The following is a 25,003-nucleotide window of genomic DNA, read 5'->3' as shown; positions in this document are numbered from 1 at the left end:
GGTGGTGTTGTTACGAAGACGCTGGCACGAACGCCTTGATCTCGCTCTCGGTCAAGCCGATCATCATGTCGTCGAAGACCCACATGGTCTTTTTTGGCAGGTTGAGAAGGTTCGATGTGTAGGTGTGTCCGTTGACGGTATCGATAAAGTATCGGCTCTTGTCCTGGTAGGTGAAGGTGTCGGTGTACAGAACCGAAGCGTCCGCGCTCACACGGACCTCGTCGGGGCTGAAGCTGCACGTCCTGGTCATGTGCTGGCTCAGCACGCCGGGGACCGGGGTCGTGTGCGTCGACCCATCGGAGGTGAGGGTGACCTCGATGGAACAGTCGTTCTCGCCCACGAGGCTCACCGTTCCCGTTGCCCAATTCGCGGTCTTTGTTGTCATGAAGGTCTTGATGTCAGCGGTGCTCGGCTGGTTTCCGTCACGGCTGACTGCGGGCAGACGTCGGTACCCTGCTGTGGAGAACGTGGATTGGAGGGCTCCCGAGCTGTCGAGAAGGAGCCCATTTTGCTGGCTGACGTCGACGATGACGAAGCCGTCGGTCGCCACCTCGACGTGTTGGCCTAAGCCTGACTGATCGGGAATGGGCAGCGTCGTTGTTTCGCCGGTATGGATGTTGATGATCTGTGGGGATACCTGGTGGGGGGAGGGGACCAGGAAGGATGTGAGCGCGCCACTGCCGGAGAGGGTAGTGCCCGTGGGAGCGTAGCCCAAACCATGGTCACGCAACGCGTAGGACGCCTGGGCGATCGTGGTCGTCGTCCACAGGTTCGTCCACTCGCCGGACGCCTGCGTCCACCCGTTGCAGGTGGACGGTGGCGTGCAAGTCACCACGATGCCCTCGGCCTGCGCAAGGGGAATCTCTATGCCCCACGGGGCTTGCGTGTGTTCGCCGGTGGCCTTGTCGATGACCACGTCGTGGAAAAAGAGCTGGGTTTCGTTCGACAGGAACGCCGGCTCGTACGTGACGATCGCTGAATTTTCCGTGGGTCCGACCGTGTCCCACAGGAGGCTGGGTTCCTCCCCGGACAAGTCGTAGGCCACGACTCTGATGGAGCCGCTCTGGCCCGTGATCCTCTCTGTGGCGGCGATGTAAAGGACCTGGCCGTCGACGAACATATTCGGGGTGGACCGAGTCATCTCTGGGGGCAGCTCGAGCGTCCACGCGGTGGCCACGCCCGAGGCCCACTGCGCAGAGATGGAATGCGTGTTCGTGGCGCTCCCGCGGTACCCGGGCGCGCGGGTCGGCAGGTTCGTCGCATGTTCGCGTACCTCCGTGTTCGTTGCAGCGCTGGCGCTCGACGAGGTCTGATGGGACGAAGGCGTTGACGACGACCCGCTCCGACCGGGAGAGAAGAGGGAAACTGCGACGTTGAGCGCGATAATACAGCCGAGCACGATCATGACGAAAGACGGCTTCCGCTTGACGGCCGTCTTGTCCACCCACGTCCGCGAGGGCTCGGGGGCTGGGGCGCGTAGCGCAGTCGGCGTCCGGTCGCCTTCGGACGTCCTCCGCGACGAGGCCGTGGCGGCCGCTATGGACGCGACGTCACGCGAGGCAGGCTGTGGCTCCTCCGAGGTGGCCTCGTCTGGCAGCAGCTCGAATGCGCTTACGGAAGTGCTGGCCAGCACAGCGGCACCGCGAACGTCCCGCGCTGGGGCTTCCTCCGCCTCGGGCCAGGCGACGCCGCTCTCCATAGGCTCTTTCTCATCGTCAGGCGCTGTCGGCTCTTCCGTGAGGGGCTGCGCGATGGCTGGCTGCGGCGCGAGCTCGGGCAGGGGTGCGAGGCCCGCGAGCAGGTCCATCTCCTGCGGACCTTCTGGTTGTGCCTGTTCGGTGATCGCCTCGTCGGCGGGCGGGGTCAGAGTGAAGAAATCATCGAAATCCGGCAGCGGGGCCAACTCCGGCAGAGGGGCGAGCTCGGGCAGCGGAGTAAACCCCGGAAGCTCGCCAAACTCGGGGAAATCCGGGGTATCAGCTAACGGCTCCCCGTCCCGTCCATCGGAGGGGCGAGAAGGCGCCTCGTCGTCGGGGCTGCGGGGGAAGTCGTCGTTGCTCATGAGACGTTTCTACCATGCAACCGCGCCCGGAGTGCGCTCGCGGCAGTGAATGGGACTGCGGGCAGGCCTCACGCGCGTAAGCCTCGACGGTGCCGAGCAGCCGCGAATGGGAGACCTACTCGGCGCGCACCATGAGGGCACTTGCCAGTGCGGCCACGCCCTCGCCTCGTCCCGTGAAACCCAGACGATCCGAGGTCGTCGCCGACACGGTGACCGTGCCCCCCGCGATCTCGCTCATGACTGCGCAGGCCTCGGGCAGGCGCGCGGCCATACGAGGCCGATTCCCGACGACCTGCACGGTCGCGTTGCCGAGTACCCAGCCGGCCTCGGCCGCCATGCGGCGAACCTCCTCGAGGAGGGCACGCCCCGAGGCGCCCGCCCACTCCGGGCGGTCCACGCCAAAGACCGTGCCCAACTCACCCAGACCCGTCGCCAGCAGCATCGCGTCGCACAGAGCGTGCGCGGCAACGTCCGCGTCCGAATGACCCTCGAGAGGGCGCTCTCCCGGCCACTCCAGGCACGCGACCATCAGAGGGCGCGGCGAGTCGGGAGCGGCGAACGCGTGGACGTCGACCGCTTGGCCGATGCGGAAAGGCAGATCAGTCATGGCACCAGGGTAGCGTCACGCGGAAGCCGGAGTAAAGGCCGTGACCTGGCCCTTCGATACCGCAATGATGAGGTCGTCGAACGCCCACGTCAGCTGATCCGCCTTCACCATGTCCGTCGCCGCGTGGACGACATCCCCGTCCGTGTCGAGGAAGTAAGCGTGCTCGATCTCCGTTCTGTTGCCATTCGACACGTACACCGCGGCGCCGTCGGGGCTCATACGCACCTCGTCAATATCCGTGTAGCAGGGATCGCTGGAACTGACTGCCAGGCCCTTGGCTTTGTGTACGATGCGCGAGCTTCCGGCCGAAGTCGGAGAGACGGTCACGTCCTCGCACTTGGGGCCCGACACCTCGATCATGCCCGTCGCCCACGGGGCCTTCCCGGACTTCAGGTATGCCTGCAGCTCCTCGAGGGTCGGGGCCTGGCCGCCGTCCGCGATCGCACTCAGGTAGCGCGTCATCTCGAAGGAGTTGACGAGAGTCCCGGATGCGTCGTAGAACGACACCAGGTCGTTGTTATCCCTGATGGCGACTCCGTCGCTGGCGACGAGGACATCGCGTCGGTAGCCGGATTGCTCCATTCGAACGCTGTCACTGAGCGTCGCGACCGTTCCCGTGTGCACGTTGATCAGCTGCAGGGATCGCCTGCCCTGCACGGGGGCCAGGACCGACGTGTCGTCTCCGGAGCCGACGACCAGGCTGTCGCGCATATCCCAGATCTCGTTGCTCGTGTCCTGCAGTGCCGTGATCGACTTCCACTGCTGCTTCCACTCGGAGGACTCCCACGTCCACCCGGCGCAGGTCTCGGCACCCGAGCACGTCACGAGGACGTCACCGACCGCCGTCAGGGGCGAGTCATCGATCCAGGGGGCTTCCTGAACCTCACCCGTCGCCTTGTCCACCGTGTAGGTGCCGACGATGAGCTTGTCGCCGACGGACGTCATGCGCAGCGGCAAACGAGAGGAATCACGCCTCGCCTGCGGGTCACTCGAATCCCAGATAACCTGCGGCTGCGAGCCCGAAATATCGACGGCAGCAACGTCGATCCCCTCATGGCTGCTAGGGGTACCAGCCACGTACAGGGTCGTGCCGTCCACCAGGGTCACCACGTCCTGGTGCTCTCCCCGGACGGCTGAGACGCTGTCGAGGGTCCACGCGGTGCCGACGCCCGCCGCCCAAGCGCTCGAGAGGTTACCGGTGTTCGTCGCGGACCCGCTGTAGCCCTGGGAGCTGTTCTTCTCTTCGCGCGGCGTGGAGCCCCACGGCCGGAAGAAGTATCCGAGGAGCAGGAGGATGACGATGAGGAACGCGAGGATCGACAAGACGATAAACCACCCGCGCTTCGACGAGACCGTCGAGGCGGCTCCCGGATCATTCGGGCGTGCAATGGGGTTGGGGACCGACGACGGCGCGGCAAACACGTTCGTCGACGAGGCGGGCCCACTCGCGTACGGGGTGCCCGTCGGCGGCGGGGGAACCGGGGCGCTCGAGGAATCGGCAGCGGTGGGCTGCGTCCACTGGGAATCGTTCGTACTCACCCGTCGTTTGTACCACAGACGGTCGTGAGGTTTCCCGGGCTCACATGGCCCCGGCCTCGTCCCACACATGTGACGAGGAACGGGCGCCCTCGCAGGCCACGTGCTCTCTCCGATAGGATCGACCCGTGCGCTACATTTCGACCCGACGCGGCCCCAACACGCCCACCCGTTCCTTCAGTGACATCCTCCTGGAAGGACTCGCCCCCGACGGCGGACTCTACCTGCCCGAGGAATACCCGACGCTGTCTCGCTCCGACCTGGACGAGCTGCGCATCGTCCTGCGCGAGGACGGCTACGCCGCCATGGCCGCCGGCATCATCTCCCTCTTCGTCGACGACATCCCCGCCGGCGACCTGAGCGCGATCACGGCCCGCGCCTACCGCACCCCCTCCTTCTCCGACCCCCAGATCGTCCCCGTCGACGCCCTGGAGGGCACCGACCTGCACATCGCCCACCTCTCGAACGGCCCCACGGCCGCCTTCAAGGACATGGCGATGCAGCTCCTCGGCGAGCTCTTCGAATACGAGCTCACCCGCCGCGGCGACTGGCTCACCATCGTCGGCGCCACCTCCGGCGACACCGGCTCCTCCGCCGAGTACGCGCTGCGCGGCCGCCCCGGGCTTTCCGTCGTCATGCTCACCCCCGCCGGGCGCATGACCGCGTTCCAGCGCGCCCAAATGTTCTCTCTCCTCGACGAGAACATCGTCAACGTCGCCGTCGACGGCGTCTTCGACGACTGCCAGGACCTCGTCAAGGCCGTCAACATGGACGCCGACTTCAAGGCCACCTGGCACGTGGGCGCCGTCAACTCCATCAACTGGGCGCGCCTGCTCGCCCAGGTCTGCTACTACGTGGCCACCTGGCTGCGCGTCACCGAGGAAGGGGCCGACGCCTCGTCCACGGTCAGCGTCGTCGTGCCCTCGGGCAACTTCGGCAACGTGTGCGCCGCCCACATCGCCCGCCAGATGGGCGTGCCGCTGGGAACCCTTGTCGTCGCCACGAACGAGAACGACGTCCTCGACGAGTTCTTCCGCACCGGCGTCTACCGGCCCCGCTCCTCCGCGGACACGCTGGCCACCTCCAGCCCGTCCATGGACATCTCCAAGGCCTCGAACTTCGAGCGCTTCATCTTCGACCTCATGGGCCGCGACGGCGACGCCACCCGCGCCCTCTTCGAGACGGCCCTGGCCCGCGACGGCTACTTCGACCTGTCCGGCACGCCCGAGTTCGCCTCCCTGCGCGAGACCTACGGCTTCATCTCCGGCACCTCCACGCACGCCGACCGCCTCGCCGAGATCGCGCGCACCGAGAAGGAAAGCGGCTACCTCCTCGACCCGCACACGGCCGACGGCGTACACGTCGCCCGCGCTGTGCGCCCGCAGATCGAGGGGCCGCTCGTCGTCATGGAGACCGCGCTGCCCGTCAAGTTCGCCGACACGATCCTCGAGGCCACCGGCCACCTCCCGCCCGTGCCCGAGCGCTTCGAAGGCATCGAAGGCCGCGAAGAACGCGTCACGCCCCTCGCCAACTCCGCCGAGGACCTCAAGGCCCTCATCCGCGAGCGCGTCCGCCCCGGCGCCTGAGTTTTCTTTCGCTCGACGAGGCCCGAGCCCCCACCTGCGAACCCGCGCGGTTGCGTGGGCGTGGCCCGGGCCTCGTTACATACTCCCGGGGAGCGCCCGTTTCCCTCACCCCCTCGCCCCGCCAGGTAGGATTGGTGCCATGCTGCACCTGTACGACTCCAAGAGCGCCCGCATCCAGCCCCTCAACCCGGTTACCCCCGGCAAGGTCGGCATCTACCTGTGTGGCGCCACCGTGCAGGGATCCCCGCACGTCGGCCACCTGCGCGCCGCCGTCTCCTTCGACACCCTCATCCGCTGGCTGCGCCGCAGCGGCTACGAGGTCACCTACGTCCGCAACGTCACCGACATCGACGACAAGATCCTGAACAAGTCGGCCGAGGCCGGCTGGGACTGGTGGGCCTGGGCCTACCGCTTCGAGCGCGAATTCACCGAGGCATACGAGACCCTCGGTGTGCAGGCCCCCACGTACGAGCCGCGCGCCACCGGCCACATCCCCGAGCAGCTCGACCTCGTCCAGCGCCTCATCGACGCGGGACACGCCTATTCGGATGGGCGCGGCAACGTCTACTTCGACGTCCACTCCCAGCCCGACTACGGCTCGCTCACCCGCCAGCGCCTGGCCGACATGCGCACCACCGAGGACGACGCCCAAATCGACGAGGCCGTCGAGGCCGGCAAGCGCGACCCCCGCGACTTCGCCCTCTGGAAGGCCAGTAAGCCGTCTGAGCCGGCCACTGCCTCGTGGGACAGCCCCTGGGGACGCGGCCGACCCGGCTGGCACCTCGAATGCTCCGCCATGTCGCGGCGCTACCTCGGCGACGAATTCGACATCCACGGCGGCGGCATCGACCTGCGCTTCCCGCACCACGAGAACGAGCAGGCCCAGTCCCACGGCGCCGGCTGGGAGTTCGCGCGCCTGTGGGTCCACAACGCGTGGGTGACCACCAAGGGCGAAAAGATGTCCAAATCGCTGGGCAACGTCCTGTCGATCGGGGCGCTCACCGAGGAGTACCCGGCCGTCGCCGTACGCTGGGCGCTGTCGACCGTCCACCACCGCTCCGCCATCGAATGGGGCCCCGAGACCCTGCCCGCCGCGCACGCCGCCTGGGAGAAGTTCTCCACCTTCGTGGCTCGTGCCATCGAGGCCGCCGGCGAGGCTCCAGCCTCCGAGATTGCCCTGGCACCCGCCGACCTGCCCGAGGCGTTCGTCGCCGCCATGGACGACGACCTCAATGTCGCCGGCGCGCTCGCGGTCCTGCACGAGCACCTGAAGGCCGGCAACGCCGCGCTCGCTGCTGGTGACGTTTCCGGTGTGTATCGCGAGCAGGTCCTGGTTCGCTCCATGCTGGATGTGCTGGGCCTTGATCCGGCCTCCGAGCAGTGGCGTGGACAGGCCGGCATCGGCGCGGGTGCCTCTGGCGCGGCTGCGGCCGAGCACTCGGCGCTGGATGCGCTGGTTCAGGCCGTGTTGGAGGAACGAGCTGCTGCCCGCGCCGCCAAGGACTGGGCGCGCGCCGACGAGCTGCGCGACCGCCTCGCCGCCGCCGGCGTCACCGTCGCGGACGGCCGCGACGGCGCGACGTGGAGTGTTGGCTGAGCTGTGGCTGGGGGCCGGGCTGCTTGATGCGCCCGTGGGCGGCAGCCCGCCGTCCGAGCGGCGTGTTGTTGCTTGTGGCCCCACGGGTGTTCCGGACGCCGGAGGGCCCGGCCGCCCGCGAGGCTAGGGCCTCACTTCGTTCGGCGCCGCGCCTCGAAGCCCGCCCGTGCCCTCCGGTCCCTCCGGCGCCCTCCACACCAGTGGTGCCAGGTCGCTGATGTGTGGCGCGTTGGCTCGAAGCCCGGCCAGGCCCCGCCGCCGCCCACAGGCGCCGCAGCTCGGCCCCCGCCTCGAAGCCCGCCCGTGCCCTCCGGTCCCTCCGACGCCCTCCACAGTGACGTGGCCACTAAGGAACCGCGTTTTTGCTTGTTGATTAGGGGTATTGCACTACTTAGGGAGGTATTGCACTGGCTAGTTGCTAGTGCAATGCCGCGCTATCTAGTGCATTGCTTCCTTCACTAGGACAGTCCTGCTCGTGCTCGCTGTGCATGCGGATAGGTTGTTGCTTCATGGATAGGTTATGAGCATACGGATAGCTTATTAACCTATCCGTATGGCGATAACCTATCCGCATCGTCACAACCTATCCGCGCAGGGGCTTTCCTCTTCTCAGTCATCGCCAAAATGCTTGTTGCAGTGAGGTGTACACCCGATAAGGAAGATTCAACCCCTTCCGATCAGGTTGAATCCTCCCGATGGGGTTGAATCCTGCCGATCAGGTTGAATCCTTCGGAGAGGTGTATCGCCTCCTGAGTAGTCGTGGCCTCAGTGCTGTGTCTAGCCCGGTGTTCAGAAATTTCGCACGTAATTCTCCCGCGACTCGTTCAAAACCTGAAATCGCATCGTTGGAATTGCAGTGTTTTAAGGCTGTCTTAAAAAGTTACCGCTTTAAATTACGTGCGGAATTGAGGTTGGGGGGCGTGGAGAGGGTGCTTCAGGAGAACCGATGCAATTGCCCCGAGAGAGTCCGTGGGCAGTGTCGTCAGCTAGGCCTCTCTACGGGCTGGGGTAACCCTTCAATCGGTGGGTGCGCGATCAGCCCGATGCGAGTCGAGGCCGTACCCTGGGGTCAGGTCGACGCCGTGAGGCGTCGCGGCAAGTGGGGAGGAACAGCATGGAGTACGTGGCGCTGCTGCGCGGCATCAACGTCGGCGGTAACAACAAGGTCGTCATGAGCGAGCTGCGCGAACAGATCGCAGCCGAAGGTTTCGGACATGTGCGCACCTACATCAACAGTGGCAACCTCATCTTCGAAGCCGAGGATGACGCCCCGAGCGAGGACGTTGCCCAGGCCGTCGAACAACTCCTGGAGCTTCGCTACGACTTCCCGATCCGACTGGCCCTCCTGACGGCGCAGGACTACCTTGCCCAGCTCAAAGAGCTGCCCGACTGGTGGCACGGCGAGGTCGCCCGCCGTGATGCGCTCTTCTACACGCGAGGCCTGGACCGCGACCACGTGCGCGAGCGCATCGAGGCGATGGAACTGGGGGATGAGGCCGTGCACTTCGGCGAGCGCGCCGTGTTCTGGGGCAAGTTCGACGAGAAGAGCTTCCTGAAGACCGCCTATCACAAGCGCCTCCTGCGCGAGGACTTCTACCGCCAGGTGACGATCCGCTCCGGTTCGACGGTCGAGAAGATCGCAGCCATGCTGTCGCAGGACTGAGGCTCACCCTACCCAATCGTGATTTTGGCCCCCGCGCGCGCCCCTGTGGCCCCGATGCGACCTAAAACCCGTACGCTTGTGTCAGTTCACGAGAAAACGAGGAGACACCATGGCCTCACACAGCGGGCGCCCCGGCGCCATCCGTAAGAAGGGCACCAAGAAGGGCGCGCAGGTCGGCACCGGCGGCCACTCGCGCCGCCGCCTCGAAGGCAAGGGCCCGACCCCCAAGGCCGAGGACCGCACCTACCACCCCGCCCACAAGCGCAAGGTCAAGCGCGAGGCCCGCGAGGCCCAGGAGGCCGCGATCGCTCGCGCCCGCGCCAAGTCGTCGATCCGCGTCAAGCCCGGTCACGAGCTGATTGCCGGCCGCAACCCGGTCGCCGAGGCCGCCCGCGCCTCGGTCCCGATTGAGCGCGTCTTCGTCCTCGACAACGTGAAGGACGACCGCGTGGAGGAGGTCGTGCGCCTCGCCTCGGCCATGGGTGCCCCCGTTTACGAGGTCACCCGCCGCGACCTGGATGTCGCGACCGACGGCGCCGTCCACCAGGGCGTCGCCATCGAGGTGCGCGGCTACGAGTACGCCGACGCTTCGGACCTGATCGCGGGGTCTCTGCAGCAGCTGGGCCACCCGCTTCTCGTTGCCCTCGATCAGGTGACGGATCCCCATAACCTGGGCGCGGTCCTGCGTAGTGCGGGTGCGTTCGGCGCGGACGGCGTCATTATCCCCGAGCGTCGTAGCGCGGGCGTCAACACGACCGCGTGGAAGGTGTCGGCCGGTGCGGCCGCCCGCGTGCCGGTGGCTCGTGCGACGAACCTTGTGCGCGCCCTCGAGGAGGCTAAGCAGGCCGGTTACTTCGTGGTCGGCCTGGACGGCGGCGGTGACGCGCCCCTGCGCGGCCTGTCGCTGGCGGACGGCCCCCTCGTGGTCGTGACTGGTGCCGAGGGTGCGGGCCTGTCCCGCCTCGTGCGCGAGACCTGCGATCAGATCGTGTCGATCCCGATCACGTCGACCGTCGAGTCTCTTAACGCGGCCGTTGCGACGGGCATCGCCCTGTACGAGGTGGCGTCCCTGCGGGCGCAGGGCTGATCCTTCCGGACTGTCTGTCGTCTCGCCGTGGGTGCGCGCTAGCGCCCGCGGCGAGACGATCTTTTGTCGCTCAATGCGTCACGAAAGCGGCTCTGTGCTCGCCGCCTGTCGCATGGCGGCGAGACAGTTCGCCGTGAGGGCGCTGTCAGCGGGAAGGTCCTTCTGGTTGACGTAATGCGGAACATCAAGCAGGACGTCCTGTTCGGTGAGCTTGCGTTCGAGCCATTGGAAGGCCTCGTCGATCTGGTCGTCAGAACCCAAGGATCGCTTTGGTGAATCATCGCTGAGGAAACACCACAGCTGCGCAGCCTCCTTCTCCTGATCGGGGAGTGCGCGGGCTGCGACCACGATGCGGAATTTGCCGGGTTTTGGCAGGTGTTCCTTGCGCCAGGTTTTGGATGCGAGGCCCGACACGAATCCACCGACCTTGTTCGCGGCGCTGGTGGCACCCTCGTATGCGGCGCTACCGGCGAAGTAGGCAACCTCGCCGACTGTTCCGGTTGCCTCGACGACTGTGTCCACGACCCCGCCGGCGGCTTCTCGCGCGGCGCTACCGGCGAAGCCGGCAACCTCGCCGACTGCGCCTACGACCTCGCCAACCGTGTCGGTGACCGCACGAAGACCCTCGGGTGCGGTTTTCTTGTATGCCATGTGGAGATGCTTCCCAGCGTCGCTCACGGCGTCCATCACGTCAGTGAGGTCAAGTGACGGCTTCTTCGTTGCTGTGCTCGAGGCGTCGACCGTGATCTCTGTGCCGACCCAGCCGCGGCGTGCAAACTGCTCGGGCATGCCGTGTGTTTGCTCGCGTACGCCAAGCGTCACCCACAGGTCGAGACACCGCCTGACCGCGTCCTCGGGGGAGCCGGTGACCGTGTAGACGCCAAGAGGCGGGCGTCGAAAGAGGTTCCCGGTCCACGAGGCCGGGGGAGTCGTTGTCATCTTCATGTGCGGTTCTACTCTCGTTCATTCACGTCTGCGGTCCGCCGTATTGTGCGGGTGTTGTGGATCGAGAAGAGGTAGTTTTTCGGTGGGAGTTGGCGAGTCTCAGTTTACTGAGAAACGCCGGGGTTTGCGGCCGTACTCCTTTTTGGCGGCCCTGCGCATCGACAGGACGCCGTCCATGGTGAAGAGGTGATCTTTCGGCAGGTCTCCGCCGTGGAAGAATCGAGGAGCTTCCAGGAGCAGTCCTTGGCGATCTAGTGAGCCCGCCAGCTCGCCGAGCGACATGTCCATGAATGCGTCTGTCGCCCATCTGGAGTCATGTACCACGCGGGCTTCGCAGACCCAGAGTTCGGAGGCGGGGCGTCCTCCGACCGAGCAGGATCGTGCTGCGACGAGGATCTCGGTCCTCTCCTGACTAGTGCGTTTGATCGACGTGGGCGCTGTAGACGGAACGAGATTAACGCCGGGAATGGCATCGAGGAGAGGCCTGAATGCGAGGCTGCGCAGGTCGCTGCCGATAATGACTTCCGCGCCGACCCAACCGTGCTGGGCGAGCTGCTCGCGCATGCCGTTCGTCTCGCCCCAGGCTCCTTTGGACACCCAGTAGTCGACAGCATGCGTGACCGTCTGATGTGGGTCGGCCGCGACGAGCGCGTAGAAGTACCTGCGTCGGTTGACGGCCCGACGGAGAGAGAAACCTGAATGACCCGCCCCCATGAACATCCTCCTCGAGGAAAGACAAGTGTCAACAACAAGCCTCAGCACTCTGCCGCAGTGCGTTGCTGCTGAGCGCCGCTGCTCACCAGGATACTATCCGCAGGGAATTATCGGGATTGACGAGGCATGGGTACCCGCGCGGTGACCGGCCGAAGAGAGGATGCTACCGGTTGCGCTTCTTTGCTGCCTGACGCATCGACACGAGTGTGGGGAGCGAGAGGGGACTGTCCGGCTCGATGTCCCTGCGATCGAGGTGACGGACGGGGGCGGACAGGATGCCCTGCGTGTTGAATGACTCTTCGAGCGAGCGCATCGACGATTCGATGTAACTGTTCTCGAAGCCGCTGAGGTTGATCCGCGTCGCCCAATCAGCGAGGCACCACAGTTCGGTTATCGGCCCCGATTCGGTTTCGATCGTGCGTGCGATGATGTCCACGTAAATCTTGGTGATGGCGGCTCTCTTGACACGGTTGGGCAGGAGAGAGATTGCCTGTGAGAACAGGAGGGTGAGCCCTCGCGTGTTGAACAAAAAATCAGTGAGGAGTGCGCGCCCGCTGTGTCCGATGATCAGCTCTGTTCCCGCCCATCCCCGCTGCTTGAATTGTTCGCGCATGCCGACTGTCTCGGAGCGGATGCCCTTCATCTTCCAGAGGCCGACGCAGCGAGACACGGCGTCGTCGGGGGGTATTGCCAGGCGAAAAACGGTGATTGGGCTGAAAGATGCGTCGTAGTCTCGCTGCATCGCTGAGACAAGAGAGTTCATCGTTTATCTCCCGTGTGGCGTCAGTAGCGCCTGTTCATCTTCGCGTCCCTGCGCATGATGGCGATGTTCTGGAAGTAGAACAGGTGGTCTTTGGGCAGCGCGCCTCCGAAGAAGCGCTTGGGCGTGCCCAGCAGCGTCCCCTGCTTGTGGAGCGCGATCGCGAGATCGCGCAGGGCGGTGTCCATGAAGGCATTGGACACCATCGGGTCCGTCGAAGTGATGTCGCCGTCGAAGCACCACAGCTCGCTCGCCGGGCGGCCAGCTACCTGACAGGCGCGAGCGGCGATGATGATGCGCTTGGGTGCCTGCTGTGCGTGCTTGAGTGACCTGGGAGCGAGGGAAGGAAAGAAGCCGATGAGGGGGATGCTCTCGAAGAACGAGGACATGGCGCAGTGGCGTGCGTAGCTGCCGGTGATGAGTTCGGTGCCGATCCAGCCGTGGCTGGCGAGCTGCCCGCTCATCCCTGGCGTTCCGTTGCGCGCCCCTGTGGACACCCAGTAGTCGGCGCAGCTCGTCGCCGCCTGGTGCGGGTCGGTGGCCAGCTGCGCGTAGAAGTAGCGGTTTCGATTGAGGAGGCGCCCCTTCGACGAGGAGGTTGGTGGTGCCGTGTTCATCGCTGTCCTTTCCGGGAAAAGACGGAGGAGAGAGAAGCGAAGGTGCCCCCGCGCGGTGCACGGTCGCGGGGCTGCGTGGTGCTGAGGGAGGCTTGCGGGTGGTTCACTGGCGGTGTGACTCGTCGCGAACGAAAGCTGTGGCGGCCCGTCGCAATGCGAGGAGACCCATGTCGGAGAAGACGTGATCACGGGGGAGATCTCCACCTCGGAAGAATTGCGGGGTGCCCAACAAGATGCCCTGTTGGGTGAAGGACTCACTTATGCCTTCTAGAGCAGACTTCATGAAAGCGTCCGTGATGACGGGTTCCCTGAGGGCATCTTTCGCGAGGAAACACCACAGCTCCGATGCCGGTTGCCCACCTACCGAATGTGGGCGAGCGGCGACCATGATGCTGGTCGGCTCCTGGATGGAGTCCCTGAATTTCTTGGGCATGAGCTTCGGGAAGACGCTCATCAGCGGAAACATATTGTCGAGGGAGCGGAAGGCGTAGTACCGACCGGTTCCACCGATCGTGAATTGGGTGCCGACGAAACCGAGGCGCGCGAGCTGCTCGCGTACCCCAGCCTGCTCGGCGAACCCTCCGATTGAGCGCCAGAAATCCAGGCAGCGGTCGGTTGTCTGCTGCGGGTTCAGCGCGACGAGGTACGTCGCGTACTGGCGCTTGTCCCAGCGGTTGCGGGACTCTCCTCGTGAGGCTTTGTTGACCATGATGATGAGCTGACGCGCGCGTCGCCAGCCGACACCTCCCTCCCCAAACGGTGCCCGTGATCGGTTTCCGCTGTGACGGCCCCCGGGCGCTCGCTTTGATCAGGTTTACTCGACGCCTTAGAGGGACCACAGCGAGGAAACGTTTTGCTCCGTTTCCTCGTAGGTCTGGATCGCCTCGTCGAGGAGCTGCCGGGCGCGAGAGAGCGCTTCCGCAGTGTCGCGGAGAGCCTCTTCATCCATCCTCATGCGGTTCAAAGCTGCCCGCGCAGCCTCGCCCTCCCAGGTGCTCGCAAGGTAATTCTGCGCCTGTGGGATGGTGTCGATGATTGCTTCCATGTGGTCCACACGCTGGCTGAGCGTGCTGGAGAGGGATTGAAGTTCGCCCTCGTCGACGTAGAGATCGGGCATTATGTCTCCTTCTGGAATGGCCCTTTAAAAGCCCTGAAAATGACGGACTCGTTCTTCAGTCGCCTTGCTCAGAGCGCTGAGCTTCTCCTGAAACGCAGCGAAGGGATCCTCCTCATCGTTCTCCTCGGCTTCTTGGCGCGCCTGCTGCATAACCTTCGTAACGTTCTGTTGTGCTGTTTTCCGAATGGTCTCAGCTGCTTCGGACGTATCCTTACCGGAGAAGACGTCTTCCAATGTCGTCTCTCCGTTGTCAATACGTTCCTGGATTGTCTTCCAGTCTTCACCGAGTTCTCCGCGGCGTGCGGCCTCAGCGCGCCGCTGCCGGTGTTCTGCATTGTCTCGCTGATTTTGCTCGCGTTGTTTGTTGATCGCTTGAGACAAGTTGTCGAACGAGCGGAACAACTCTTCGAAACGTGCGATGTATCCTTCGTTGCTCATACTCGTGCTGCAGCTCCTCGAACAGCGGCCTCGGCTAGGTTCGCAATAGTAAATCGGACTTCAATGAGTTTGTCCTTTGCTTCAACAAGAGATTCCATGATGTCGAAGACCATGTTAATGATGTCGTAGATGCTCATAACCATCTGTATGAACTTCCAGGCATCCTTGGCAATATCGAAGGCGGCTTTTACCCACCCGGCTACCGGGACTCCAGCGTCTCCAAGTAGCTCCAGGCAAGCGATTTGAAGATCGACAAGCAGCTCACCAATTTCATTTGCCGCTTTTTTGACGAGTAGCTGGATTCCTAAGAGAACTGTCGACATCACGCCCGCTGCGCCTTCCAGTGATGTCGTTCCCCACGAAAGAGCGGCGATGAAAACATTCGCTGCCTCGGAGCCTCTCCCTGTCCACTCTGACAGAGCAGGGAGAATTTCGGAGTCGTTCTGGCCGACTGCGACGAGGGCGTCGCCGATCTCGGACCAGGCAGTCCTCGCTCGATGAATGACGCGCCAGTCGCCGACGGTGTACTTGAAAATGATGTCGTTCAGGACGGAGACACCGGTGAGCTTCTCAATCAGCCAATCGACACCACCCAAGACAGGCCCCGCTTTCCAGCGAAGGTTCTCCATCTCTGATTCCGGGGCCTCTGGTGTGACGAGGTACGAACTTGCATCGTGAGCCTCGGAGATCGAACGGTTTGCCGAGAGTGCCTTCTCGCCGCGTTGCACGACACGGTCCGAGAGACCAGTAACGTAATTGCGGAACGCGTCAATATCCTGCCCCATTTGCGCGAATACGTTCGGATCTGCGCCTCCATACCATTGTGAAGCGCGTTGCTCCGCAGCGCCGAGGGTAGGTAGAGACGAGCGTGGGTCATTAAAAGGAAGCGCAGAACCGCCGAGGGCCTGTGTCGCAGCGGATAGAGCAGCGTGAATCTGTTCATCGGCGCTGACATAGGCATCGATTGTTCGGCCCATGTGGTTTGCCGTACCGGTATGAGCGTTTTCTAGGAGTTTTAGGACGCCCAACCCGGCTTGTACTGCAATCTCGTTGAGGCCATTGAAAGCCATGAGGAGAAGCCCGTAACCAGTTTTGTAGACAGCTACCGGCGCAACGCCTCCGGTGACAATATGGCCCCATTCGTCAAGGAATGAATGCATATTCTGGACGTGTGTTCCCTGACGCTCCAGCACCTGCTGTGCCAGCGACAGGTCCGCGTATTCGACAGATAAAGGCATATTCCCTCGCTATGTCTCGAATCTTCGACGGTGGGTCCTCGCCGATGAGGTGCGCTGTGGTGCTCAGCGGTGAGCCGATCATAAGTCCACCAAAAATAACACAGGTAGTCAAAGTTCGTGGTCAGCTTCTTGAGGAGTGTACTTCGTGCCCGTATGATCACCCCATGAGCGTCCTTGGAACCGTCATCGTTGGCATCGTCATCCTCATCGGAGTGATCGGCGCGGTCGTGCAGATCTGGCCCTCCGCACCCGTCGTCGGAGGCGCGATCCTCGTGTGGGCGTGGATGACCGGCACGCGCGCCGCGTGGATCATTTTCGCCATCGTGGCGCTCGTCCTGATCCTCGGAACGGTCCTCAAATACGTGATTCCAGCCCGCGGCATGAACAAGGCGGGAATCCCTCAATCCACGCTCGTGTGGGGAGCTGTCGGCGGTGTCGTCGGATGGTTCATCGGCCTGCCCCTCGGCCTCGTCCTGGGCATGGTCGCGGCCATCTTCCTCGTCGAGTACCTGCGCAGCCGCGACACCGCCAGTGCCTGGACGGCCACCCTCCACGCCCTCAAGGCCTTCGGCTGGACGATTGCCATCGAGCTGATCGCCGCCCTCACGTGCGCCACCCTGTGGGGCGTCGGCGTCGCCCTGGTTGCCGCCGGAAACTGACGTGACCAGCCGGTGCCCCGGCCTCGTCGTTCCTCCGGTAGGATGGATGCGTTGCGCGCACCCGCGTAACAGACCCAACTAAACGGAGATACTCATGCCCGCCGTCATCGTGCTCGGCGCCCAGTGGGGCGACGAAGGCAAAGGCAAGGCCACTGACCAGCTCGGCCAGCACACCGACCTCGTCGTGAAGTTCAACGGAGGCAACAACGCCGGACACACCGTCGTTATTGACGGCGAAAAGTACGCGCTGCACCTCCTGCCCGCCGGAATCCTCTCCGAAGGCGTCACCCCCATCATCGGCAACGGCGTCGTTGTCGACCTGGACGTGCTCTTCGAGGAGCTCGCGGAAATCACCGAGCGCGGCGTTGACTGCTCGCGCCTGCGTATCTCCTCCAACGCGCACATCATCCCGCCATACAACCGCCTCATGGACCAGGCGAACGAGCGTGCGCGCGGCAACAACCTCATCGGCACGACCGGCCGAGGCATCGGCCCCACCTACGCCGACAAGATGAACCGCATCGGCCTGCGCATCCAGGACCTCTTCCACCCCGAGGAGCTGCGCGCCAAGGTCGAGGCCGCCCTGGCCCCCAAGAACACCATTTTCGAGGCCGTGGACATCCCCACGCTCGATCCCAACGAGGTGTCGGACCACCTGCTGTCCTTCGCGGATCGCATCAAGCCGATGCTGTGCGACGTGTCCCTCGTCGTCAACGACGCGCTGGACCGCGGCGACACCGTCCTCTTCGAGGGCGGCCAGGCCACGATGCTCGACATCGACCACGGCACCTACCCCTTCGTGACCTCCTCCAACCCGACCGCGGGCGGCGCGCTCACCGGCTCCGGCGTCGGCCCGACCCGCATCGACCGCGTTGTTGGCGTCGCTAAGGCGTACACGACGCGTGTCGGCGAGGGCCCGTTCCCCACGGAGCTGGACGACGAGGTCGGCGAGGCCCTGCGCACCAAGGGCGGCGAGTTCGGCGTGACCACGGGTCGCCCGCGCCGCACCGGCTGGTTCGACGCAGTCATCATGCGCTACTCGACGCGCATCAACGGCCTGACCGACATTTGCCTGACCAAGCTCGACGTGCTCTCCGGCTACGAGACGATCCCCGTGTGCGTGGCCTACGAGGTCGACGGCGCGGTCACTGAGGAAATGCCCCTCGACCAGGCCGGCTTCGAGGCTGCCGTGCCCGTGTACGAGGAGCTGCCCGGCTGGAGCGAGGACATCTCGCAGTGCCGCTCCTTCGGCGAGCTGCCCCAGGCCGCCCAGGACTACATCAAGCGCCTGGAAGAGCTGTCGCGCTGCCGCATCCAGTCCATCGGCGTGGGCCCGGGCCGCGAGGCCACGATCGTGCGCTACCCGCTCATGTGACGGTTCACTGAGACGATAGTGGGGGCCGGTGCTGCACTGCAGCACCGGCCCCCACTCGTTTCACGCGCCACCGTCGGCGCGCATGTACGACAAAGCACGCCGAACCGAATGCGCCTGTCGGCGCGAAGGCCGCTCGTAGCGGCAGAGTTTGGAGCCCGGGGCATACCGGTCCGGCGTGCCCCACAACTGTACGACCAGTCAACGCTGGCGCGCATCCCGTGGCGGCGTGCATCAACCCACACGGGGCGTGCGCCACAGCGCGCACCTCATCGCTGAGGCCATGGCGGCGTGAAGTGGGACCGACACCCAGCCCCACGCACGGGCAACCCGACCCGCGCGAGTGGCCCCTGCCTCGTCAAGGGCGCAGATGTGGGACCATGGAAGCGTGATGACCTCGACCCCGCCCACTCGGCGCCGCAGCGGCCAAGGCCGCGGGCGTCGCCGCGACACCCTGGCCACCCGGCACGTGCCCAACAGTATCGGTACACTCACCGTTACCCTGCTGGCGGCGGCAACCATCGTCGCGTGGTGGCTACCCGGGTCTCGCTGGAGCGTCGGTCCCATCGTTGCGCTCGCCTCCTTCCTGCTGGCCCTCGGCTGGCCGACGCTGGCGCGCTTGCACATGCCGTGGCTCGCGCAGGCAGTCCTCGCCCTGGGTGGGGCGCTCACTCCCATGGCTGTTGCCTACTGGAAGAACCTCGACATCGCAGTGCCCCTGACGGGTATCACGCTGGTCGCGCTGGTCGCGGCGACGATCCTGGACGCGCCCGCACCCCGCGATCACTCCGTGGGGCACACGAGCGAGCACTGGGGATCCACGGCCCTGAGTGCGGCGCTTGCCTCGTCGGTCACGGGTCTCCTCATTGTGACCTCCGGGTCCATGTGGGTCTCCCTGACCGTCCACGAGCGCTGGTCCGTCATCGTGCCCATGGCGGCCCTGATCGCCATCGTCGGCGCAGCGGCCGCGCGCGCCGGGCGCAGTGCGAAGGCTGGTGTCGTCGTCGCGATGGTCGCCGGTATTGTCGCGGGCCTCGTCGCAGCGTCGATCGCCTGGTTCCTCGGTCAGACCTCGGACCTGCTGCCCGTCGTCTTCCCCTTTATCGCCAAGCGTTTCGGTGAATTCGCCGCCTTCCTGACCCTGGGCGGCGTCACCGGCTTCGGCGTCGGCTTCGCCGTGTCGGTCGTCGATGCGCTCCTGGGTGAGCGCGCCTCCTCCGCGCAGTTCGCCAACGTCCTGGGCCGAGGCGCCGCGAAGTTCCTCGTCGCCGCCCTGCCCGTGTACGCGATGATCCGCATCGGCGGAATCTGAGGCCCTGGGGCGCTCGGGTCTCCGCATGGCCCGGCCCCGGCCTCGTCCCGTTCGCTGCCAGCTGTGCACGCCCCTGCTCGCGCGGTGAGCGTCCACCCGAGGCGTTAGGCTGGAGGCATGATGGTGATACCTGCTGACCTGCCCGCACTCGTTGCTCCCGTCGCGTGGATGCTTGGAACCTGGGAGGGGTGGGGCATGTACGCCGCCCCAGCCGCCCCCGGCCAGGATGAAACCGCCGAGGATTCGCCCGTCATCGAGGAGATCCGCGGCGACGTCGTCGGCGAGCAGATGCGCCTGGTGACCCGCGTGTACGCGGGCGTCGCCTCCGAGCCGATCGATCCCACGTGGGACGCAGCGAAGGGCCTGTCTGCTATCCAGAAGGGCGACCTGATCAGCGAAGAGACCGTGTATGTCTCCGTTGCCCCCTCCGATGCTCCGCTGCCCCCGCCCGGCCAGTACAACTCCCGCGAATTCACGGCGACCTCCGCGTCCACCGAGGGCCACAGCGCCGTGTGGGACGGCGTCAGCGTCGGCCCGCGCGTGCAGATGGTCTCCGACGCGATCGCTCTCGGCGTGGGTGCCACCCGCGTGACGCACCTGGGCCGCATGTTCGGCCTGGTCGCGGGCGAGCTCATGTGGACGCAGGAGCGCACGCTCGACGGCGAGGATGAGGCCGACGTTGAGATCTCCGGCCGCCTCATGCGCACCGCGCAGGCCTCCACTGAGTCCGGCGAGGTCATCGAGGGCATCGACGACACCCAGGGTGGCTTCCTTGTCTGAGTCCGCGCCCGATTCCGAGTTCGTCGACGAGGCCGTGGCCTCCTTCGGCGCGACCCCGCACTTCGGCGATCCGTCGGGGGAGCAGTGGGCCCTCGAGGGTGGTCGTGCGCTGGTGCGCCGCCCGGACCTGGCCGTCATCTCTGTGTCGGGGGCCGATCGGCTGACGTGGCTGACGTCGCTGGCCTCCCAGATCGTCACCGACCTCGTCCCCGGCGCGAGCCGCGAGCTGCTGATCCTCTCGCCCGAGGGGCGCGTCGAGCACTGGGCCGGTGCCAGCGACGACGGGGAGACGCTGCACCTGATCGTGGAACGCTCGGACGTGTCGGAGTTTGTGGCGTTCCTCGAGTCAATGCGTTTTGCGCTGCGCGTCGCTGTTTCCGAGCGCGATGTCGTCGTGTTCTCCTCGGTCCGCGCGGGCGCGAATACGCCCGAGTCCGTGGATGACCTGCCCGGACACCTGTGGACCTGGGAGGACCCATGGCCCGGTGTCGTGGACGGCGGTGCTGCCTACTTCCAGGGTGAGCGTCATCCCGGCGCGCGCACCCCGATGATGTTTCACGCTGTTTCACGCGAGGCTGCGGATGAGTTCGAGGCCGCGTGGCTGTCCGCTTGCCCCGAGGCCGGCTCGCGCCGCCGCGCCGGATACCTGGCGTGGGAGGCCATGCGCATCGCCGCGTGGAAGCCGCGCCTGGGCCGCGAGACCGACGCCCGCGCGATCCCGCCCGAGGTGGACTGGCTGCGCAGCGCCGTCCACACGACGAAGGGTTGCTACCGCGGGCAGGAGACCATCGCCCGCGTCCTGAACCTCGGACGGCCCCCGCGCCGCCTTACCTACCTGCAGCTGGACGGCTCTCGCGGCGACCTGCCCGCGCCCGGCACGCCCATCGAGGTGGGCGGACGCCAGGTCGGCGTCGTCACCTCCTCGGCCCGCCACGCGGACGAGGGGCCGATCGCCCTCGCGCTGATCGCCCGCGCCGTGCCCGTGACGACCGTCTTCGACATTGACGGTGTCGCCGCCGCGCAGGAGGAGATCGTGCCCGTCCACGGCAAGTCCTCCGTGTCCCCGGAGACCCGCCCGGGCGCCGACCTCTCGCGCGAGGCCGGCCAGCGCGGCGGTTCCACGGGCTTCGGCGGCCTGGGCTCCGCCCTGGGGTCGCGCTGATGCGCGCCGTCATCCAGCGTGCCACCTCGGGCGAGGTCCGCGTCGACGGCACCGTCGTCGGCCGCCTCGCCATCGATCCGCACGAGGCGGGGGAGAAGCGCCAGGGCCTCGTCGTCCTCCTCGGCGTCCAGCGTGGCGACGGTGCCGAGCAGGTGGCCACGGTCGCCCGCAAGATCGCCGAGCTGCGCATCCTCGACGATGAACGCTCCGCCCTCGACGCGGGCGCACCGATCCTCGTCATCTCCCAGTTCACCCTGTACGGGGACACCCGGAAGGGCCGGCGCCCCTCGTGGGCGCACGCCGCCCCCGGCGAGGAGGCTGAGCCCCTCGTCGACGCGGTCGTCGCCGACCTGCGAGGCCGGGGCCTGCACGTCGAAACCGGCCAGTTCGGGGCGATGATGGAGGTCTCGCTGGTCAACGACGGGCCGTTCACGGTCCTCGTCGAGGCGTAGTTGCGGGGGCTGCCCGCCGCGACTGTGCTTGCGTGAGAGTCGTGCTGTGACGCTGCGGACCAGTACGGCCGAGCAAAACTGCACTCGCACTTGCTACCGATGAGGTGTTACACCTGATCGGTAAGGTTCAACCCCTACTGATCGGGTTGAATCTTCCCGATCGGGTTGAGTGCTCCTAGGTGCCGCGTTTGGACTTGTTCCTAAGTGGTGTTACACCACTTAGGTGGGTATTACACCAGCTGGGAACTGGTGTAATGCTCGCTAACTGGTGTAATGCTCCCTAACTGGTGCAATGCCCCTTAACGGGTGTAATGCCCCTAACTAGTGCATTCCTGCGCTCAGCGGTGTGCAGTGTTTCTTGTGGGGCTAGCTGCATGGAATCTGCGTGTGGTCACAGAGCGTGGTTTCGCCCCAATGTCGCATGCAATTCCCATGGCAACCTTTCATACATTGAAACATGGTCGTTGCAATTGCAACGTTTCTGGGGGTTGGCGAAATCTGGTGTGGGGGAATTGCATGCGACTTTGGGGTGAGGCTCCCAGAGATACATGCCGATAGTTCGTGCCGCGCTCCGGCCATGGCCTCGTCCCTGGCCCGGCGTCGCCGCCTCACCCCGGCCTCGTGCCACGCTCCGGCCCCGACCCCGGCCCTGCGCCCAGGGCGAAAGCGCGCGCACGGCGCGGGAGCTTTCCGTAGGCTGTAACCAGTCAACTGGGACGGGTGTACGCCGAGCTCGGCGAAGTGCCTGTCCTGTGAAATGAGGAGAGGCATGTTCGAACGCTTTACCGACCGCGCTCGCCGGGTCGTCGTGCTCGCGCAGGACGAGGCTCGCGGTCTCAAGCACAACTACATCGGCACGGAGCACCTGCTGCTCGGCCTGATCTCCGAGGGTGAGGGCGTCGCCGCCAAGGCCCTGGAGACGATGGAGATCAAGGGCGAGGCCGTCCGCGCCTCCGTCATCGAGATCATCGGCGAGGGAGAGAAGCCGGTCGAGGGTCACATCCCCTTCACCCCGCGCGCCAAGCGCGTCTTCGAGCTGAGCCTGCGGGAGGCCCTGCAGCTGGGCCACAACTACATTGGTACGGAGCACCTGCTGCTCGGCCTCCTCAAGGAGGGCGAGGGCGTGGCCGCCCAGGTGCTGACCAAGCAGGGCGCGGACCTGGCGCAGGTGCGTCAGACCGTCATCCAGATGCTCAGCGGCTACCAGCGCGGCGATGACGAGGGCCGCGAGTCAGTCGGTGCAGGCGTCGGTGGTTCGGGCGGTCCCGAGCGTTCCAACTCCGCGATCCTCGAGCAGTTCGGCCGCAACCTGACGCAGGCTGCGCGCGAGAACAAGCTGGACCCCGTCATCGGCCGCCGCGTCGAGATGGAGCGCGTCATGCAGGTCCTCTCGCGCCGCACGAAGAACAACCCGGTCCTGATCGGTGAGCCCGGCGTCGGTAAGACCGCGGTCGTCGAGGGCCTCGCCCAGGCGATCGTGCACGGCGACGTGCCCGAGACCATCAAGGACAAGCAGATCTACAGCCTCGACATGGGCTCGCTGGTCGCGGGCTCGCGCTACCGCGGCGACTTCGAGGAGCGCCTGAAGAAGGTCCTCAAGGAGATCCGCACGCGCGGTGACATCATCCTGTTTATTGACGAGATCCACACCCTCGTGGGTGCGGGCGCTGCAGAGGGCTCGATTGACGCTGCCCAGATGCTCAAGCCCATGCTGGCGCGCGGCGAGCTCCAGACGATCGGCGCGACCACGAACGACGAGTACCGCAAGTACATCGAGAAGGACGCGGCCCTCGAGCGCCGCTTCCAGCCGGTGAAGGTCGAGGAACCCAGCGTCGACGAGACGGTGGAGATCCTCAAGGGCCTGCGCGACCGCTACGAGGCGCACCACCGCGTTATCATCACGGACGCCGCGATTCAGGCTGCCGCCGAGCTGGCGGACCGCTACATCTCGGATCGTTTCCTCCCTGACAAGGCCATCGACTTGGTCGACGAGGCCGGCGCGCGCCTGCGCATCCGCCGCATGACCGCGCCGCCGGAGCTGCGCGAGCTGGACGAGAAGATCGCCGAGGTGCGCCGCAACAAGGAAGCGGCCATCGACGATCAGGACTTCGAGAAGGCCGCCTCGCTGCGCGACGAAGAGTCGAAGCTGAATGAGGAGCGCAAGGCGAAGGAAGAGGCCTGGAAGGGCGGCGAATCCGACGAGATTGCCGAGGTCGGAGATCAGGAGATCGCCGAGGTTCTCGCCATGTCGACCGGTATCCCGGTCGTGCGCCTCACCCAGACCGAGACCGCGAAGCTGCTCAAGATGGAAGACGAGCTGCATAAGCGCGTCATCGGTCAGGACGAGGCCGTCAAGGCTCTCGCCCAGTCGATCCGTCGTACGCGCTCGGGTCTGAAGGACCCGAACCGTCCCGGTGGATCGTTCATCTTCGCCGGCCCGACCGGCGTCGGTAAGACCGAGCTGGCCAAGGCTCTCGCCGAGTTCCTCTTCGGCGACGAGGATGCCCTCATCCAGCTGGACATGTCTGAGTTCTCGGAGAAGCACACGGCCTCGCGCCTCTTCGGTGCTCCTCCCGGCTACGTCGGCTACGACGAGGGTGGCCAGCTCACGGAGAAGGTCCGCCGCAAGCCGTTCTCGGTCGTCCTCTTCGACGAGGTCGAGAAGGCTCACCCGGATATCTTCAACTCGCTGCTCCAGATCCTGGAAGAGGGCCGCCTGACGGACTCGCAGGGCCGCAAGGTGGACTTCAAGAACACCGTCATCATCATGACGACGAACCTGGGTACCCGCGACATCAACAAGGGTGTCCTGACGGGCTTCCAGACCGCGGACAACTCGACGCACGACTACGGCCGCATGAAGTCGAAGGTTGCCGAGGAGCTCAAGCAGCACTTCCGTCCCGAGTTCCTCAACCGCGTCGATGACACGATCGTGTTCCCGCCGCTGACCAAGCCCGAGATTGCGCGCATCGTCGACCTGATGATCGCCAAGCTGGCGAAGCGTATGGAGGCTCAGGACATGCGCCTGCAGCTGACGGACGAGGCGCGCGAGCTGCTCGCGGACGTGGGCTTCGACCCGGTCTTGGGCGCGCGTCCGCTGCGTCGTGCGATCCAGCGTGAGATCGAGGATGCGCTGTCTGAGCGCATCCTGTTCGGAGAGCTGCAACCCGGTCAGGTTGTCACCGTTGGCGTCACCGGAGAGGGGAAGGACCGCAAGTTCACCTTCAATGGAGAGTGATTTACTCGCCAATTATCTTCGACTGACAAACCAGTCACTTTGAGAGGGTGGCCCGTCGCAC

The 25,003-nt window shown here is 65.5% G+C and carries 22 protein-coding genes; 11 read left to right on the top strand and 11 right to left on the bottom strand.

What is annotated here, in order from left to right; translation table 11 throughout:
* Nucleotides 1-10: 10 nt before the first annotated feature.
* The 3 genes from CYJ22_RS02125 to CYJ22_RS02115 all read right to left on the bottom strand — a co-directional run bounded on the left by CYJ22_RS02125 (nt 11) and on the right by CYJ22_RS02115 (nt 4,208).
* On the bottom strand, nt 11-2,062 hold the full coding sequence (locus CYJ22_RS02125) for a hypothetical protein (protein WP_101600723.1): 2,052 nt from the start codon (nt 2,060-2,062) through the stop codon (nt 11-13).
* A gap of 115 nt (nt 2,063-2,177) precedes the next feature.
* Nucleotides 2,178-2,669, bottom strand: a complete 492-nt coding sequence (ispF, locus tag CYJ22_RS02120; RefSeq protein WP_007590186.1) for a 2-C-methyl-D-erythritol 2,4-cyclodiphosphate synthase — start codon at nt 2,667-2,669, stop codon at nt 2,178-2,180.
* A gap of 15 nt (nt 2,670-2,684) precedes the next feature.
* Nucleotides 2,685-4,208, bottom strand: coding sequence for a hypothetical protein (locus CYJ22_RS02115; protein ID WP_101600721.1), 1,524 nt, complete (start codon nt 4,206-4,208; stop codon nt 2,685-2,687).
* Nucleotides 4,209-4,333: 125 nt separating this feature from the next.
* On the opposite strand from CYJ22_RS02115, the gene thrC reads away from it, so the two are divergent.
* The 4 genes from thrC (at nt 4,334) to rlmB (ending at nt 10,138) form a co-directional block, all read left to right on the top strand.
* Nucleotides 4,334-5,791 (top strand): threonine synthase, encoded by a 1,458-nt coding sequence (gene thrC / locus CYJ22_RS02110; RefSeq protein ID WP_101600719.1) that lies wholly within the window; start codon nt 4,334-4,336, stop codon nt 5,789-5,791.
* Between the two features lie 139 nt (nt 5,792-5,930).
* On the top strand, nt 5,931-7,388 hold the full coding sequence (gene cysS / locus CYJ22_RS02105; RefSeq protein ID WP_101600716.1) for a cysteine--tRNA ligase: 1,458 nt from the start codon (nt 5,931-5,933) through the stop codon (nt 7,386-7,388).
* A 1,114-nt stretch (nt 7,389-8,502) separates the two neighbouring features.
* Nucleotides 8,503-9,051 (top strand): DUF1697 domain-containing protein, encoded by a 549-nt coding sequence (locus CYJ22_RS02100; protein WP_101600713.1) that lies wholly within the window; start codon nt 8,503-8,505, stop codon nt 9,049-9,051.
* Nucleotides 9,052-9,160: 109 nt separating this feature from the next.
* The gene (gene rlmB, locus CYJ22_RS02095) at nt 9,161-10,138 is read left to right on the top strand and encodes a 23S rRNA (guanosine(2251)-2'-O)-methyltransferase RlmB (RefSeq protein ID WP_007588945.1); all 978 of its coding nucleotides are present in this window, start codon (nt 9,161-9,163) and stop codon (nt 10,136-10,138) included.
* 78 nt (nt 10,139-10,216) lie between these two features.
* Here the strand turns inward: rlmB and CYJ22_RS02090 are convergent, their stop codons facing one another.
* From CYJ22_RS02090 to CYJ22_RS02055, 8 genes are all read right to left on the bottom strand, one after another.
* A complete protein-coding gene (locus CYJ22_RS02090; RefSeq protein WP_101600712.1) occupies nt 10,217-11,083 on the bottom strand; it encodes a hypothetical protein in 867 nt (288 codons plus the stop codon).
* Nucleotides 11,084-11,182: 99 nt separating this feature from the next.
* A complete protein-coding gene (locus CYJ22_RS02085; protein ID WP_101600756.1) occupies nt 11,183-11,797 on the bottom strand; it encodes a hypothetical protein in 615 nt (204 codons plus the stop codon).
* 163 nt (nt 11,798-11,960) lie between these two features.
* A complete protein-coding gene (locus CYJ22_RS02080; RefSeq protein WP_243390435.1) occupies nt 11,961-12,539 on the bottom strand; it encodes a hypothetical protein in 579 nt (192 codons plus the stop codon).
* Between the two features lie 41 nt (nt 12,540-12,580).
* Nucleotides 12,581-13,174: a hypothetical protein gene (locus CYJ22_RS02075; protein ID WP_007588948.1), complete on the bottom strand. Its 594-nt coding sequence runs from the start codon at nt 13,172-13,174 to the stop codon at nt 12,581-12,583.
* Nucleotides 13,175-13,277: 103 nt separating this feature from the next.
* Nucleotides 13,278-13,883, bottom strand: coding sequence for a hypothetical protein (locus tag CYJ22_RS02070; protein WP_101600710.1), 606 nt, complete (start codon nt 13,881-13,883; stop codon nt 13,278-13,280).
* 117 nt (nt 13,884-14,000) lie between these two features.
* Nucleotides 14,001-14,291, bottom strand: coding sequence for a WXG100 family type VII secretion target (locus tag CYJ22_RS02065; protein ID WP_007588927.1), 291 nt, complete (start codon nt 14,289-14,291; stop codon nt 14,001-14,003).
* Nucleotides 14,292-14,315: 24 nt separating this feature from the next.
* On the bottom strand, nt 14,316-14,729 hold the full coding sequence (locus tag CYJ22_RS02060) for a hypothetical protein (RefSeq protein ID WP_101600709.1): 414 nt from the start codon (nt 14,727-14,729) through the stop codon (nt 14,316-14,318).
* Nucleotides 14,726-15,967, bottom strand: coding sequence for a hypothetical protein (locus CYJ22_RS02055; protein ID WP_101600706.1), 1,242 nt, complete (start codon nt 15,965-15,967; stop codon nt 14,726-14,728). The genes CYJ22_RS02060 and CYJ22_RS02055 overlap by 4 nt, the downstream gene beginning before the upstream one ends.
* Before the next feature lie 164 nt (nt 15,968-16,131).
* Here CYJ22_RS02055 and CYJ22_RS02050 point away from each other — a divergent pair, with 164 nt between their 5' ends.
* From CYJ22_RS02050 to CYJ22_RS02020, 7 genes are all read left to right on the top strand, one after another.
* The gene (locus CYJ22_RS02050) at nt 16,132-16,626 is read left to right on the top strand and encodes a DUF456 domain-containing protein (protein ID WP_007588943.1); all 495 of its coding nucleotides are present in this window, start codon (nt 16,132-16,134) and stop codon (nt 16,624-16,626) included.
* Nucleotides 16,627-16,720: 94 nt separating this feature from the next.
* The gene (locus CYJ22_RS02045) at nt 16,721-18,001 is read left to right on the top strand and encodes an adenylosuccinate synthase (protein ID WP_101600704.1); all 1,281 of its coding nucleotides are present in this window, start codon (nt 16,721-16,723) and stop codon (nt 17,999-18,001) included.
* A 388-nt stretch (nt 18,002-18,389) separates the two neighbouring features.
* The gene (locus CYJ22_RS02040; protein ID WP_243390434.1) at nt 18,390-19,310 is read left to right on the top strand and encodes a hypothetical protein; all 921 of its coding nucleotides are present in this window, start codon (nt 18,390-18,392) and stop codon (nt 19,308-19,310) included.
* A 117-nt stretch (nt 19,311-19,427) separates the two neighbouring features.
* Entirely contained in the window at nt 19,428-20,090 is a 663-nt protein-coding gene (locus CYJ22_RS02035; RefSeq protein ID WP_101600702.1) for a heme-binding beta-barrel domain-containing protein, read from the top strand.
* Nucleotides 20,083-21,252 (top strand): YgfZ/GcvT domain-containing protein, encoded by a 1,170-nt coding sequence (locus CYJ22_RS02030; protein ID WP_101600699.1) that lies wholly within the window; start codon nt 20,083-20,085, stop codon nt 21,250-21,252. Before CYJ22_RS02035 ends, CYJ22_RS02030 begins: the two co-directional genes overlap by 8 nt.
* Nucleotides 21,252-21,704 (top strand): D-aminoacyl-tRNA deacylase, encoded by a 453-nt coding sequence (dtd, locus tag CYJ22_RS02025; RefSeq protein WP_101600697.1) that lies wholly within the window; start codon nt 21,252-21,254, stop codon nt 21,702-21,704. The genes CYJ22_RS02030 and dtd overlap by 1 nt, the downstream gene beginning before the upstream one ends.
* Before the next feature lie 769 nt (nt 21,705-22,473).
* Entirely contained in the window at nt 22,474-24,942 is a 2,469-nt protein-coding gene (locus tag CYJ22_RS02020) for an ATP-dependent Clp protease ATP-binding subunit (protein ID WP_165782112.1), read from the top strand.
* The last annotated feature ends 61 nt before the right edge of the window (nt 24,943-25,003 follow it).

Origin of the sequence: Schaalia odontolytica (genome assembly GCF_002847525.1) — a bacterium.
Lineage (GTDB): Bacteria > Actinomycetota > Actinomycetes > Actinomycetales > Actinomycetaceae > Pauljensenia > Pauljensenia odontolytica_B.
Note: the sequence above shows the minus strand (reverse complement) of the source record. Positions and strands in the feature narration are given on the sequence as shown.